The organism is Balneola sp. EhC07, from assembly GCF_001650905.1.
Taxonomy (GTDB): domain Bacteria; phylum Bacteroidota; class Rhodothermia; order Balneolales; family Balneolaceae; genus Balneola.
Window position 1 is genome coordinate 217,498 of sequence record NZ_LXYG01000019.1, and the last position, 15,339, is coordinate 232,836.

The following is a 15,339-nucleotide window of genomic DNA, read 5'->3' on the forward strand; positions in this document are numbered from 1 at the left end:
AGTGACCTTTTGGTCACTCCTGAATAGGTCACAGATTAGTAGTCTGTGGCCTTTTTTATTTCTGGAATTCAGATTTCATACTCAAAGGATAACTTTACTTCCGTTCCTTTTTGTGGAGAAGAAATAATATCAAACTTTGCTTTCATTTCTTTTGCTCTGGAAAACATATTTTCTAATCCATTACCCTTATTCAATTCTTTATCTAATTCCATCCCTTTTCCATTGTCTTTTATTGCAACTTCAAACTGGTTTTCAATTGAAATTAATGATATCAAGATCTCATTCGCCTCTGAATATTTTCTTGCATTATTTAAAGCTTCCTGAATAATTCTCATCAGATTTAATGATATGGAAGGGTCAAAAACCAAATCTTCTTGTACTTTTGATTCTACTATTACTTCCAAATTATGGAAATAGCGTTCCTGTCGTTGGATATATGCCTTCAAGTGTTTCTCAAAATCCTGATATCTCACCTTTTCTTTATCCAACAACCAAATCGTCTCTCTGAGGTCCGTCATTGTATTTCGAGCATCCTCATCTAAATTTTTTAACAGCATTCCGGCTTGTTCTTGTTGCCCCTTTGCTATGTGCATATTGCTAATCTCTATTCCAGTAATCAAATTGGTGATCTGAGAGCCCACATTGTCGTGTAGATCACGAGATATTCTTTCTTTCTCCTGATGGATTTTATTTTCTAGCTCTGCACTGGCTAATTTTAACTTTAAATCCTTTTCTTTGATCAGGTTCTCTCTCTTTATTTTTTGTTGCCTGATAAATAGAATTGAAATGAAGCTTATTGAAAAAAATAAAAGTCCAAATATGCCAGTAGTCCAACTTCTTCTTTTAACCTTTAATTGCTCCTGAGTTAATTCTGCTTCTTTTTGGGCAAGTTCTTTCTCGTTTTCCTCAGTGCGGAACTGCACCTCTAATTCAGCGATCCTTTCATTGTACTTAGCTTCATCAAGGCTATCACTAAAGTTGTTAAAGGATTTATAATAGACTAGTGCTGAATCATACCTGCCTTGTTCTTCGAATGTATTCGATATGGTATTAAAGGCAAACGAAGCTAAACCTATATTCTCAGTTTCGTATGCAAGCAATAATGATCTTTTTAAATATTTAAGTGCTTTTTCAAGCTCCCCAATTGTCATATAGGACATCCCGGCATTTACCAGATCAATACTAATTCCTGATTTATCATTGATAGTATTCCTTATTTCAATTGCTTGATCAAGCTTATTTATTGCTTTTTGAAACTGTCCCGTTTCCATATATACATTAGCTATATAGCTATGTGAATAGGCTATTCCAAGGGTGTCATTCAAGCTCTCCTTTATGTTTAATGACCTATTTATAAAATATAATGCACTGTCCGGCTCTTTCTTTGACAGTTTTATTAACCCGTAATTATTAAATGCATTAGCTTGTTCAATAGACCCCGCGTATCCTGATAATATAGCTAACCCTTTTCGCATGTATTGAACCGATTTATCTAAATCAGATTTTCTTAACATCCATGCTAATTCCGCATATTCATATCCGGCTTTTTTCAACGAGTCAAGTTCTTCATATAAACGGATTGAATTTAATTTATACTCGATTTTTAAACCTGCCTTTCCTAAATAAGAATAAATTGTAGAAAGTTGAGAATTCAATACAGCAGACTGATGAGTTAAATTAAGGGAGTCTGCGTCGCTTAATGCTTTTAAAAATAGTGCTTCATATTTCTGTGGAGAGGAGGTCAATTCAACAAAGCCTATGTTTGCAATTGAGTCAATTTTAGATTCGATATCAGATCGGCTTTGCCCCAATACTGTTTTACAAAAGGATGTTGAAACAAACAGAATCAAACATCCCACTAGTACTTTCTTCCTCATTTTCCTGTAAACCCCTTTAATTTTTGGGAAAAAATAAAAAAAGAGTCTACATTTTCAAATTGAAAATCAGTTTTAAACCAAACCTTTAGAAATGGCAAATCTTACAGCGGATGCTCTCGAGTGGACGTGCAATTTTTTGTAGATATTTTTGATATGAGTTCTAACCGTATGATGACTGATAAAAAGTTTTTCACCAATTTGGTGTTCAGTTAAATCTTCAACAATGCCTTTCAGAATATCTATTTCTCTATCTGTTAATGAGAATTCTTGTTGTGTTTCCTTAGCCTTTTCTTCTCTAGATTGAGTAGACTTTTTTACAAAATTCATCACCTTTGAAGCTATTAGTGGAGATAATGCAGCCTTTCCATCCGCAAGCTCGTGAATAGCATTTACATACTTCTGAATAGGGTCGTCTTTTAATAAATAACCGGAAGCACCAACCTGAATAGATTTGAATATTTTTTCGTCATTCTCAAACACTGTCTGAATCAAAATATCGATCTCCGGATAATGCTGTTTAATTATAGCAGTTAACTCTATTCCCGATTTTCCGGGCATTTCGATATCCATTAAAATCACTTTAGGCAAATCAGCAGGAGAAAGTTTCTCCAAATACTCTATTGCTTGCTTATCTCCTGAGGCTGTGAAAAGGATTTCAATATCATCAAAAAAAGAAAGTCTTTGTATAAGACGATCAATGATCTTCTGCTGGTCTTCAACTATGGCTATTTTTATACTCATATTTTAAGAAACTAAAAACACACAGAAAACAGAATACCCTTATCAGGGTATTTTTACGTCGAAAGACATTTCAATTTCAACTCCCGAAGCTCCATCAGATTTTATTTGAAATTTGGCATCCATTTCCTCCGCTCGGTGGGACATATTTTTTAATCCACTCCCTTTATTGATCTCTTCATCAAGATCCATTCCCTTACCATCATCAACTAAACCAACATAGAGTTTTTGGTTTTCTAATCTAAAAGAAATGATAAACTCGCTAGCCTTTGCATACTTTCTGGAATTATTTAAAGCTTCCTGAATTATGCGGGTAAGGTTCATCGATTGTCCGGGCTCTAGCACACACTCATTATCAATAGAAGCGTTTAGCTTTATTTCTAAGCCCTTTAAATAACGTTTTTGGCGATTTAAATAACCATTCAGATGTTCAACAAAGGCTCCAAACTCAACCATCTCCTTATCAAGCAACCAGATAGTTTCTCGCAAATCAGTCATCGCACCTCTCGCGTCACTATCCAGATTTTCTAATAATGAAAGAGCTTCGTCTTGTTGGTTCTTTTTTACATGAAGATTACTTACTTCAATTCCGGTTATCAGATTAGTGATCTGTGAGCCCACATTATCGTGTAACTCTCTGGATATTCTTTCTCTTTCCTTCTGTATTTTTTGTTGTGTTTCCAACTCCCTGTTTAAGGCTCTCAATTTCATATTTGAGCGAATTTGAACACCTCCTGCGCCAATAGCTATAAAGCCCAGCAAGCCCAGCGACATAAACCACCAGGTTTTGTAAAAAGGAGGGAGAACTGTAAAACTGATACTCGCTGTTTTATCACTCCATTGTCCGTCGGGACCAATAGCCGAAACTATAAATGTATAATCTCCATCCGGTAAATAATCGTAGTAAGTAGTTTTTCGATCTTCTACGTTTACCCAAATTTCATCAATACCAACTAACTGTACTCTGAAATCAGTTTTGTTGGGAGCTAAAAAATTAATTGCTGAGTATGAAATAGCAAGCTTTTTATCATCTGGTTTTAATTTAAAAGAGCTTTGTGTTTCAATGATCTTATCATCAATTATTATTTCATCTATGTAGGGTTGAAATGCAGATACATCAAAATTAGTTTTTTCAGGATTTACTGCCGATACTCCGTCAATAGATGCAAACAAAAGAGTTCCATCTTCTAGTTTTTCTACAGTAGAATTATTCGCTGCCTGAAGGTTGTCAGATATGAGCCCGTCTTCCTTATTAAAATAATGATAAGGTAAGATGGGTAAGCTTCCATTTTGATATTGGTTTAGATCGGATAATGATACTTTTGTAATGCCATTTCCGGTTGCAAGCCACATCGTATTTGAATTATCTTCAACAATTCCTGCATAGTTGGCGGATGGCAAACCATCTTTTGGGCTAAACGTGAATAAACTATCTCCTACTACTTTGCTTAAACCGTAATTGAAAGTTCCTATCCAAATATCATTATTTGAGTCTTCGTAAATACTCAGAACCTGATCCGACCTAAGGCCTTTTCCGGTATCGAATATTGTTGATATTCCGTCTTTAAACCGAACAGCTCCTCCTCCATATGAGCCATACCAAATACTCCCATCATTTGCTGTAATTAGCGTTATACAAAATGGGTTTGGAATTTCTTCAGTGGTTGAATAGGTGCGAATCAACTCATTCTCAGAGTCAAATACACTTATCCCCTTGTTACTACCAACCCAAAGATTTCCACTTTTATCAAATGTTAGCCCTCTCACATAATCATCCAAAAGTCCATTTTGGGTAGTGAATTTTTTAACAAAACTGTTTCCTTCTATTTTAAAAACCCCTGAACCCTGAGTTCCCACCCATAAGTTACCATTAGTATCTAATGTGCCAGATTGAGCGTACCCGTTTGTTTCTTTCGGTGGGTTTTCTAACGTTAACCAGTTTCCATCCTCATAAACTCTATATCCTTTTCCATAGGTACCTAACCATATTCTTCCCTCACCATCTTGATTTAATGTGACTGCTTCCTCTTCAAAAGGGTCTTTCCCATTTAAAGAAAGTGTGCTGAAGAATTTTGGAACTAAAACGGATAACCCATCTTCTGTTCCTATTAATATTAATCCATCTGAATTAATTTCAATAGTATTTATTTCATCAGAGATCAAACCTTCACTCTTTGAAATAGTTTCTTTTACTTCCTTATTGAATCGTATAACTCCACCACCTAAAGTTCCAATAAAAACATCACCATTTGTACCTTCTTCTATATCTTGAACTAAAAGATTTGACAGCCCTTCTTTTGTATGTAAATACTTAGTGGGTTTTTGATCTTTAAAAATCACAATCCCCTCTTTGTCGGTTCCTACCCAAACTTCTCCATTTTCCAAAGCCTTAATTGTCCGAACTCTATTATCCGGTAAGCCATTCTCTGTAGTAAAGTTTTTGAATATCCCTTCGTGTAAAACAGATACCCCGGTATTGGTTCCAATCCACAACCTGCCAACTTTATCCCTTTCCAATGTCCAAATCTCTTCTCCGACTAATCCATGTTCGGTAGTATAGGTTTGATATATAGAATCCTGATAAAATACTTTTAGTCCGTTTCCGTAAGTTCCAACGAATACAGAATCATTCTCTCCGACCAGTACCGCTTTTGTTAATTCCCCGGTTTGGCTGACATAAGATTTTAAAGAATCGCCATTAAACTTATATAACCCTGCTCCGATAGAAGGAATCCAACTATTTCCTTTTGAGTCTTCATCCATATCATACAAAGTCCCACCATCACTTCCTTTATCGAAATCTTTGAAACCCAGTCCGTCAAACCTTAATAATTCGCTATTGCTAACAATCCAATAAAAACCTTTTTTATCTTTCTGTATTTTATAAACCTGCTGCGAAAAAATACCATCATCAACCCCATAATTTCTTATGGTGTACTTACTCCAAAATGATTCTTGAGTTAACTTAGTTTGCCCCAAACTTGGAAAAGCAATAACCATAAACACACTTAGTGCGAGTAGCTTTTTATACCCCTTCATAAATCCCCGTAATTTTTTAATCAGCACAAAAAACGAAAAAGGTTCCGAAATTCAAAAGAAGTGCGAGTGAAAAAAATTGAAGATTTATTTCTTACACTGCAACAGCCTTATTGAGTCTCTCAAACTCCTGCTTTAAAAATCGTCCGGTATGTGATTTTTCAACTTCCGCTATTTTATCCGGAGTGCCTTCCGCGATAATTTCTCCACCGCTTTTTCCGCCTTCCGGACCAAGATCTATGATCCAGTCTGCTGCTTTAATGAGATCAAGGTTATGCTCGATTACCATAACGGTATTTCCTTTGTCTACTAACTTCTGGATAACATTCACTAACATTCGAACATCCTGAAAATGTAATCCTGTAGTTGGCTCATCCATCACATAAAGGGTATCTCCGGTGCCAATCTTGGAAAGCTCTCTGGCTAACTTAATTCTCTGGGCTTCTCCACCGGAAAGAGTTGTACTGGATTGACCGAGTGTTAAATAACCCAATCCAACAGAAGTGAGCGTTTTCAAAATTCTGCTGATCGCAGGTTGTGCATCAAAAAATTCTGCAGATTCTGAAATTGGCATCTTCAAAACATCAGAAATACTTTTTCCTTTATAAAAGATCTCCAGCGTTTCCCGGTTGTATCGTTTTCCATTACAGGTTTCACAAGTCACGTAAACATCAGGAAGGAAGTTCATTTCGATCTTACGAACTCCGTCCCCTTGACAAGTTTCACATCTTCCGCCTTTTACGTTGAAAGAAAATCTTCCCTGATCATATCCCCGAATCTTAGATTCCGGAAGCTCGGCGTACAATCTTCTGATATGATCAAACACTTTGGTGTACGTTCCCGGATTTGATCTTGGAGTTCTGCCGATCGGACTTTGATCTATAGAAATGATCTTGTCAATATTATCCAAACCATCCACCGTATCATAAGGAAGGGGAACGCTTTTGGATTTATAGAAATGATTGGAAAGAATCGGAACCAATGTTTGATTGATCAATGAACTCTTTCCGCTACCACTTACTCCGGTTACGGAAATGAATTTTCCAAGAGGTACTTTCAGATCAACATTCTGCAGATTGTGTCCCCAGGCATTCTTTATAGTGATCTTTTTCTTATTGCCTTTTCGATACTTTTCAGGGAGTTCGATGATCTCTTCATCACGGAGAAACTTAGCAGTCATCGAGTCTTTGGCCAACTCATCAGGTGTTCCTGCAGAAACAATATGTCCGCCGTTTACTCCTGCTCCCGGCCCCATATCAACTACAAAGTCAGCATGTTCAATCGTTTCACGATCATGTTCCACAACTAATACACTGTTTCCCAGATCACGGAGCATTTCAAGAGATTTGATGAGTTTGATATTATCTCTTTGATGTAAACCAATACTCGGCTCATCCAATATGTAGAGAACACCTACAAGCTGCGTTCCAATCTGTGTTGCCAACCGAATACGTTGTGCTTCACCACCACTCAGCGTTTGTGCTTCCCTATCCAGATTCAGATAATCCAATCCCACATTGAGCAGGAAATCCAGTCGGTCTCTGATCTCTTTTAATACTTGACTACCAATGAGCTGCTGTCGTTCGCTAAGTTTGATTCCATACAGCGTGTCCCGAATTCCGTCAATATCCATTTGTACCAGATCGTGAATATTATATCCATCAATCTTATACGAAAGTGCTTCCTGATTTAACCGACCGCCTCCACATTTCGGGCAAGTGATCTTACTCATGTATGCTTTAGCTTTGTCTCTTTGTTTTGGAGACTTACTGTTTTCATACTGATCAATGATCATCTTTCGCAATCCTTCAAACTTATGCTTGTAGGTTACATTACTGTCTTTGAACTCATAGCTGACTGAATATTTATGATCTCCGCCTCCATTCATCAACAGATCAAGATCTTCTTTGGAGTACTTTTTGAAAGGTGTTTCGAAATCTTTGTTGATGCTTTCCAGAACAGCTTTCAATTGTTTGAACACAAACACATCTCTGGGTACTCCTAAATATCTGAGACCGCCATCTTCGATCGACTGTTCGTTATTCGGAACCAAAAGCTCCCAACTAACATCATAAGTACTTCCCAGCCCATCACAAGTTTGACAAGCACCATACGGTGAATTGAATGAAAAAAGATTTGGGGCAGGATCTTCATAAGCGATTCCACTTTCTGCATCGAACAACTTCTGAGAAAATAACCGATCTTCAAACTCATCGCCCTTTTTTGTGGCAAGAATTACATTTCCGTCAGCCATTTCCAGTGCAAGACGGATACTCTCCGAAATTCTCTTTTCACTTTTAGGGCTGATCACAAACCGGTCGACAACCACTTCAATATTGTGAGTTTTGTATCGATCAAGCTTTAAGCCTTCCTCCAACTCAACCAGCTCTCCATCAACACGTGCAGTTAAAAACCCTTGCTTGATGGTCTGCTCAAACAACTCTCTGTAATGCCCTTTTCGTCCACGTACAACCGGAGCTAAACAATAAACCTTACTTCCTTCAGGCATATCCATCACCGAAGCTACAACCTGATCGGCAGATTGCTTTTCCATCTTATTTCCGGAAACATAAGAGTATGGAATACCAACTCGCGCATAAAGCAATCGAAGAAAATCGTAGATCTCGGTAACCGTACCCACCGTTGAGCGCGGATTACGGTTTGTAGTTTTCTGGTCGATGGAAATTACCGGAGAAAGTCCGTCTATAAAATCTACTTCCGGACGCTCCATCATTCCCAAAAACTGGCGGGCGTAAGCAGAGAGTGATTCCAGAAATCTGCGCTGACCTTCCGCATAAATAGTGTCAAAGGCCAGGGATGATTTTCCGGAGCCCGACAAACCCGTAATCACCACAAACTGATCCCGGGGAATGTCTATATCGAAATTTTTAAGATTGTGCTCGCGTGCGCCTCTGACTATAATATTCTGCTGCAATGAACTCTACTTTTTAGGGTTTAAGCCAACTTGAAGTATACGAAACAGATTACAGAGAACCTTCATTCAATTTTCAGAAGGTTAGTTTATATTTTCGAATTTCTGTCCCAGAGTTCTGTAATCACGCACAAACATTCTGTTAGGCACAAACCCTTCTTCATCTTCTGAATATTCGGGTTTTATCCTCTTCAGATTATACATTGGGACAGTGCCCATATTTTTGACTTCAATATTTCCTCGATTTTCACAGACGAAATATTCCTTCACTTCATTATAGGTGCTTTCTGAAATATTGATGTATTCTTCACCTGCACTTTGCTCCATGCGTGAGGCAAGATTAACTGCATCGCCCCAAATATCATAAGCGAAACGTTTTTTTCCGATAACGCCCACTACTGCTGAGCCTGTATGAATTCCTATTCTTAAAGGAAAAAACGGAATGGAGTCATCTTTACCGTCATGGAATTGACTCATGAATTTTTTCATTTTTAAGGCTGTAAGCACCGAGTCAATGGCATGAGTATTGTTAGCTTCAGGAAGCCCACCAACTGCCATATAGCTATCACCAATGGTTTTGATCTTGATAAGGTTATTTTCTTCTGAAAACTCATCGTATTTATCAAAATAGAAAGAGAGACTTCGAATCAATTCTTCTGGAGTTAAGGTTGGAACAACTTTACTGAATCCATCAAAATCAGTAAACATGATAGTCACGCTTTTAAAACGCTCTGGAGTAACTGTTCCATAAGCCAATAAACTTTCGGCTATTTTCTCTGGAAAAATGTTTTGTAATAGATCTAAGTGCTCATTTTTTGACAGTTCTAATTCCTGATTTATTGCCCTTAGCTTTTGTTTTATCGTTTCAAGCTCCACATTCTGAGCAAGCGTATTTTTGTATGTAGAAACCAATAAATTAATTAAGTGCTCTACATCCGCTTTTATTTCATATTCTTTGCCATCAACTTTAACTTTAACAGGCTCTCTTTCACTGATCTTTGAGGATGGTTGCTTTAACAGATCATCTACTTTTTTAAAGAGTGTGTAATCATCATATGGCTTCGTAAGGTAGTTATCTGCTCCTGCAGAGATGCCTTTCATCAAAGAATCTGTTGTCACTAGCGAAGTAACCAGAATTACAGGGATATGATTAAACCTTTCATTTTCCTTTATACCGGAACATAATTGATAACCATTCATAACCGGCATTTCAACATCGGTTATCACCAGATCAGGACTTTCTTTCTCTACAAGCTCAAATGCATCTTCACCGTTTTGTGCTGTCAGCACTTCAAAGCCTCTATGAATAAGCTTGTGTTTTATTAATGTAACCAGTGCAGGATGATCGTCTACAACCAGAATTCTATATTTTGTTTCTATCATCAAGTAACAACCCTTATTGAACTAATTTTTTAGAATATAGAGATATTTTTTTTTCGTTTGCGTTAGGGATTATTTAGAAAGCATTAGCTTAAAATTTCTTATACCTTTCATGTATAATAATTATTTCATGGAAAAGACAATCAAAAACACTTGGTCTCCAACCTCCTGGAAGGAGAAAACAGTAAAACAATTACCAACTTACAGCAATTCTGAGCTTCTGGAGGAGAATTATTCTCAACTAAAAGGACTACCTCCATTGGTTACATCCTGGGAGATCGAAGCACTTAAAGCCAAACTTGCAGAAGTTTCCGCAGGAAAAAGCTTTTTACTTCAGGGAGGCGACTGCGCTGAAAGTTTCGATCTGGTAACTTCGCCTAAGATCGTAAATATGCTGAAGGTAATGCTGCAAATGAGCTTTATCCTGATCCATGAAATGGGTGTTCCGGTTCACAGAGTTGGTAGAATAGCAGGGCAGTATGCTAAACCAAGATCAAATGATTTTGAGAATGTAAACGGAAAAGAAATTCACAGCTACCGTGGCGACCTTATAAACCGTTTTGAAGCTACTGAAGAAGCTCGTATGCCGGATTCTAACCGGTTGATAGAAGGATATCATAAAGCAGGTTTAACTCTCAATTTTCTTCGCGCTCTCGCTGATGAGGGCTTTGCAGATCTGCGTCATCCCGAACAATGGGAAATGGACTTCATGCTCAATAATGAGTATTACAAAGAATATGAAGCCATGGTTGATTCCATCACCAAAGCTGTACGTTTTATGGAATCTATTTCACCAACCAGAGTGAATAATCTTCAAAAAGCAGATTTTTATACTTCTCATGAAGCTCTGAATTTGTATTATGATGCGGCTCAAACCCGACAAGTTCCTCGTAAAACCGGATTTTTTAATCTTAGTGCCCACATGGTTTGGTTAGGAAATCGTACCCGTGATCTGGATGGAGCTCATGTGGAATATTTCCGTGGAATTCAGAATCCGATTGGCGTAAAAGTTGGACCTCCTTTCACTGTTGATGAAACTTTGCGATTGATCGAAACTTTAAATCCTACTCATGAAGCCGGAAAGATCGTGCTCATTGGACGTTTTGGAAAGGACAAAATTGAAGATCAATTACCACCTTTGATCAGAGCTATCCGAAAAGAAGGGTTTCCCGTAGTTTGGAGTTCAGATCCGATGCATGGAAATACATTCTCAACAGAAGATGCTGTCAAAACCAGAAACTTTGATCATATACTGGAAGAGATCAAATCTTCTTTCGCGATCCATCGTGCCGAAGGTAGTTACTTAGGTGGCGTTCACCTCGAAATGACCGGCGACAATGTTACTGAATGTGTAGGTGGAGCTGAAGGGTTGAACGAATCGGGCTTAGGTCATAATTACGAAACGTTCTGTGATCCAAGATTAAACTATCAGCAAAGTCTGGAACTTGCATTCCTCATTGCCAAAGAGTGGAAACAAAGCTATTTGTAGAATAAAGAATTCAAAATTAAGAATGTAGAATTAAGAATTTTCTCTGTTATTTCAAGTTATAATGAGAAATCTAAACATCCACCTTGTTAGCAACTTAAGTCTCTAGCTAAACAATATGCCAAAGAAATTCTTAATTTTGAATTCTACATTCTTAATTTCTTAAAGCGATATCTCCTTAACCGAACCAAGCAGCTTACCCAGAAATTTATTTCCGTACACTCTTTCAACGTGTTGAAGATCGGCAATGATCACGAGCAATTCTTTGCTTCTGGAAAACGCCACATTCAGTAATCTGGGAACACTCAATCCGTTTTTGGTTTCGTCAAAAGGACGAACAGAATAATGGCGTAAAGCTCCGTTCTGAAGTTCACCACTCATCACAGTATCAAAAATGATCACCTCTTTTTCTCTTCCCTGAAATGTGTGAATGGTTCCAACTTCTACATAACGATACCCTTCCTCTCTCAAATGATTGCGAACGGTATACACACTGCTTCGAAACGGAACGATCACACCGATGCTGTCATCTGCATATTTCAAAGAAAGTTTTTTAACGCTTTGCTCGATGAGCTTTAAATGAACTTCATTTGACGGATTAAAACTTCTTCCCCCTTTTTCCTGCTCGATGTAAGGACCGTATTTGGAAGAATCTACCAATGCCACCGAATTTTTATTGGTACCCCGTTCCAGAATTTTTTCTCCTGATTTCAGTCTTCCGTCATAAAAAACCGAACTGATCACACCGGCCAGATCGGATCTTAATCTATATTGAGTATCGAAGAAACAAGTAAAATCCGGATTTTCATCATGCCACAGGAACAGATCTTCCGTGGTTTCAGCGCCGGAAACAAAAGTGAAAATATCCTGCTCTAAAAAGGCTCTGGATTCGGGGTCATTGGTAATCGCGATGGGCGGAAGTTGCATCGGGTCACCGGCGATAACCAGATGTTGTTTACTTTTAGCTGCCATCAACAATAAATAAGGAACGCCTGCCATCGACGCTTCATCTACTACCACGGCATCATAACTGAGATTCCAAAATAGCTCTGAAGTACACACTTTCGCCATCGTTGTGGCAACCAGTTGCTTTTTCTTCAGCTCATAGCGCTCATTCAAATTCAGCAGTTTATCGATCTTTTCTTCCATCGCATCGATACCGCCTTCACGATCTACTTTCTCCCCCAGAAGCTGGCATTCCAAGTCCATTTTTTGAGGGATCTCTTCATCTTCCAGCATCATTTTGTCGATCTGAGCCTGAAGCTTTTTGTAATTCTCCAATGATGTACTCAACTGCACGGCATCTGCTTTTCTTCCGTCCAGTTTTATCTTGACCTGATTCTCAAATAAAATACTTTCCAGCCGATCATCCTGAAGAGCCGCTTCTCCAAACCTGGTTGTCTGCTGAAGATCGAACATCGGCTCGATCTCATACAACGCTTCGATCACATTCATCAAACCAACATCTACAGCTCTGTTTGTGTTGGAAACAAAAAGAACACGCTTTCCTTCTCTTAAAAGATTGGCGACTATAAATCCAAGCGTAGCCGTTTTCCCCGTTCCCGGAGGTCCCCAAACATACAGCACATTATTTTTTACTGCCTTTTCGATCGCTTCAGTTTGAGAATCATTTCTAAGTTCATCCACTTTAATTGAATAACCGGAACTGTTTTCTTTGAAATGCTTCGCCGGCTCTAACAGTGATTTTAGCTGGTCGACTTTCTTATACTTGTCTTCCAGTGTATATAAATGCTCCTCTATTTTCTTGAGCACGAAATCATTTTCCCACTCCAAATAAACTTCATCGATCGTTGGACCAAAATCTTCCGGAAAATCCAGCCACACTTTCCCTTCTTTAAAATCTATCTCATGAACTTCCAGATCTTTACTGCGAAGCTTGGCTCTGATCTCTTCCGCAAACCGCAATCCTTGATTCGTAGTTTCAAAAACATAGATATGGCTCTCCGATTGCTTTTGTAGCACACCATTGGTCAACACATCATTTGATGGCGTCTCCCGTACCGCTTCAATCTCTTTCTCAATAGCCGAAATGGCTTTTTTTATAGTCTTTTTGATATTCAATTATCAATGATTCAATAAAGAATTAAGAATGTAATTCTTCATTCTTAATTCTATAATTCTTAATTGTCTTTTACTGATCCCAAAGCTCCGAGCGAATCATTTCTGCACTTCGATCTGAAAGCTTATAATTTAACTGGATCCTGCTTTTCTCCGGTACTTTTTGCTCTACCAGTTTCGCACTTTCCTGAGTGTATAAGATAAGATCTGTCTCCCTAACAAAAAGCGGTAATGATCGCCCATAAATACTTCCTGCCACAAAAGATCCTTCAAACGGAATCATCAGTTTTAATTCATTGATGATCTTCGATATACTTTCATCATCAGAAGTTACTAAACCGATGGTTTGAATCGCTGCAAGTTCTGTAATTTTATACAGTGTTTCCGGATCAAACATATGCACGATGGGAATGATCATCATGGTCTCGCTCAAGCTTCTGAACTTATTCATAAATTTTATCGGCACAAACAGCGCATCATAGGAAGCTGCTTTTTCAATTTCTGTGATGTCCAGAACATTACTTTTGACACCAACCTGTTTCTTAATAGCACTGGAAAGCATTGAAGCCATTTCTTTGTTATCACCAACGGTAGCACACGATTGAATTCTTTCCGGCCACTCCATAAAATCCAGTTGCTCCTGAAAAAGCAATTCTATCTCGGAATCATCAAGTCCATATCCAACGAGTTCTTCGATCAACGCCTGAACTTTACCACCCCCAATTTCCAGACGCTCAGCTTTGTCCAGCATGGAAGTTTGTTTAGTAACTGTGAAGCCTCTTCCCTGCTCACCTTTTATCAATCCTTCTTCTTCCAGAATATGATAGGCTTTCCGAACGGTATGAAAACTGGCTTCCAGCTGTTGCCCCAATTCCCGGGTAGACGGCAATACTTCCCCAACCTGAAACTGTTTGGTGGAGATCATCAATCGAATTCGATCAGCGATATGTTTAGCGGAGGTTTTCATAATTAGATTTGAGACTTAAGACATAAGATTTAAGATGCTTTCTTTTTTCAACTCAAGTCAGTCTTATGTCTTAAATCTTTCATCTTAAGTTATTTCTTATCAATATTTCTATTTAAAAAATACAATCGCACTACTTTTTTATATGATTAGAACTTTTCGCAGAAAAGTTAATCGTCCCCTCTTGAGAGGGGGTTGGGGGTGTGTCAATCTTGTTTATCTTCTCAAATTCTATCACATACTCCTCAATTGCCCTTAAAGCATCTCTATTTTCAGGATAAATATCGGAATCCTGAAACCTAAGAACATCAATTCCAATGCTATTTAAAAACTCTTCTTTTTGTCGATCTTTAATTTGAACTGATTCCTGATTATGAGACACACCATCAACTTCAATAGCCAACATTAATTCCTGACAAAAGAAATCAACTATATAATTCCCAATTGGCTTTTGGCGATGAAAATCATACCCAAAACATTGTTTACCGCTCAAAGAATGCCATAGAACTCTTTCAGCTTTTGTAGCATTATTGCGAAGTTTTCTTGCAAGTTCTTTAAGTGCGGGATTATATGGTATTATTTTTCTTCTTGGCATGATAGCTCAATATAGCTTGTTATCAACTTCTGACACACCCCTAAATCCCCTCTCAAGAGGGGACTTGAATTCTAAGTAATACTAAACTCTAATTCTTTTCCATCAATTTCGATAAAGAATCTTGTCCCGTCGTTAAATTCAATTACTACTTCATTCGACCTATTTCTATAGACCTTATTTATAGTTTTGTTCTTAAGAATTTCTTCTAATCTATTTGCTTCAGATTTCAAATCTTTATCGTTCATTTTTAAT

At 37.9% G+C, this 15,339-nt stretch carries 10 protein-coding genes; 1 reads left to right on the plus strand and 9 read right to left on the minus strand.

Going from position 1 to position 15,339, the window contains the following annotated elements:
• Positions 1–68: 68 nt before the first annotated feature.
• The 5 genes from A8B79_RS14180 to A8B79_RS14200 form a co-directional block, all read right to left on the minus strand.
• A complete protein-coding gene (locus A8B79_RS14180) occupies positions 69–1,877 on the minus strand; it encodes a tetratricopeptide repeat-containing sensor histidine kinase (RefSeq protein WP_066223925.1) in 1,809 nt (602 codons plus the stop codon).
• Between the two features lie 72 nt (positions 1,878–1,949).
• Positions 1,950–2,618, minus strand: coding sequence for a LuxR C-terminal-related transcriptional regulator (locus A8B79_RS14185; RefSeq protein WP_066223929.1), 669 nt, complete (start codon positions 2,616–2,618; stop codon positions 1,950–1,952).
• 42 nt (positions 2,619–2,660) lie between these two features.
• On the minus strand, positions 2,661–5,654 hold the full coding sequence (locus A8B79_RS14190; protein WP_066223932.1) for a ligand-binding sensor domain-containing protein: 2,994 nt from the start codon (positions 5,652–5,654) through the stop codon (positions 2,661–2,663).
• A gap of 91 nt (positions 5,655–5,745) precedes the next feature.
• A complete protein-coding gene (uvrA, locus tag A8B79_RS14195) occupies positions 5,746–8,586 on the minus strand; it encodes an excinuclease ABC subunit UvrA (protein WP_066223933.1) in 2,841 nt (946 codons plus the stop codon).
• A gap of 81 nt (positions 8,587–8,667) precedes the next feature.
• A complete protein-coding gene (locus A8B79_RS14200) occupies positions 8,668–9,966 on the minus strand; it encodes an adenylate/guanylate cyclase domain-containing protein (protein ID WP_066223934.1) in 1,299 nt (432 codons plus the stop codon).
• Positions 9,967–10,093: 127 nt separating this feature from the next.
• Between A8B79_RS14200 and A8B79_RS14205 the strand changes: the two genes are divergently transcribed.
• Positions 10,094–11,452, plus strand: a complete 1,359-nt coding sequence (locus A8B79_RS14205) for a 3-deoxy-7-phosphoheptulonate synthase class II (protein WP_066224105.1) — start codon at positions 10,094–10,096, stop codon at positions 11,450–11,452.
• A gap of 159 nt (positions 11,453–11,611) precedes the next feature.
• Here the strand turns inward: A8B79_RS14205 and A8B79_RS14210 are convergent, their stop codons facing one another.
• The 4 genes from A8B79_RS14210 to A8B79_RS16185 form a co-directional block, all read right to left on the minus strand.
• Complete coding sequence (locus tag A8B79_RS14210) at positions 11,612–13,531, minus strand: DEAD/DEAH box helicase (RefSeq protein ID WP_066223936.1); 1,920 nt, start codon at positions 13,529–13,531, stop codon at positions 11,612–11,614.
• A 70-nt stretch (positions 13,532–13,601) separates the two neighbouring features.
• Complete coding sequence (locus A8B79_RS14215) at positions 13,602–14,495, minus strand: GntR family transcriptional regulator (protein ID WP_066223939.1); 894 nt, start codon at positions 14,493–14,495, stop codon at positions 13,602–13,604.
• Positions 14,496–14,625: 130 nt separating this feature from the next.
• A complete protein-coding gene (locus A8B79_RS14220) occupies positions 14,626–15,087 on the minus strand; it encodes an endonuclease domain-containing protein (RefSeq protein ID WP_066223941.1) in 462 nt (153 codons plus the stop codon).
• Between the two features lie 71 nt (positions 15,088–15,158).
• On the minus strand, positions 15,159–15,332 hold the full coding sequence (locus A8B79_RS16185) for a hypothetical protein (RefSeq protein WP_161485178.1): 174 nt from the start codon (positions 15,330–15,332) through the stop codon (positions 15,159–15,161).
• Positions 15,333–15,339 lie beyond the last annotated feature (7 nt).

What these genes read in the sequence shown, in the direction of transcription:
- A8B79_RS14215 (WP_066223939.1), bottom strand. Translation starts at nt 14,495, where the DNA reads ATGAAAACCTCCGCTAAACATATCGCTGATCGAATTCGATTGATGATC.
- A8B79_RS14220 (WP_066223941.1), bottom strand. Translation starts at nt 15,087, where the DNA reads ATGCCAAGAAGAAAAATAATACCATATAATCCCGCACTTAAAGAACTT.
- A8B79_RS14180 (WP_066223925.1), bottom strand. Translation starts at nt 1,877, where the DNA reads ATGAGGAAGAAAGTACTAGTGGGATGTTTGATTCTGTTTGTTTCAACA.
- A8B79_RS16185 (WP_161485178.1), bottom strand. Translation starts at nt 15,332, where the DNA reads ATGAACGATAAAGATTTGAAATCTGAAGCAAATAGATTAGAAGAAATT.
- A8B79_RS14200 (WP_066223934.1), bottom strand. Translation starts at nt 9,966, where the DNA reads ATGATAGAAACAAAATATAGAATTCTGGTTGTAGACGATCATCCTGCA.
- A8B79_RS14190 (WP_066223932.1), bottom strand. Translation starts at nt 5,654, where the DNA reads ATGAAGGGGTATAAAAAGCTACTCGCACTAAGTGTGTTTATGGTTATT.
- A8B79_RS14205 (WP_066224105.1), top strand. Translation starts at nt 10,094, where the DNA reads ATGGAAAAGACAATCAAAAACACTTGGTCTCCAACCTCCTGGAAGGAG.
- A8B79_RS14185 (WP_066223929.1), bottom strand. Translation starts at nt 2,618, where the DNA reads ATGAGTATAAAAATAGCCATAGTTGAAGACCAGCAGAAGATCATTGAT.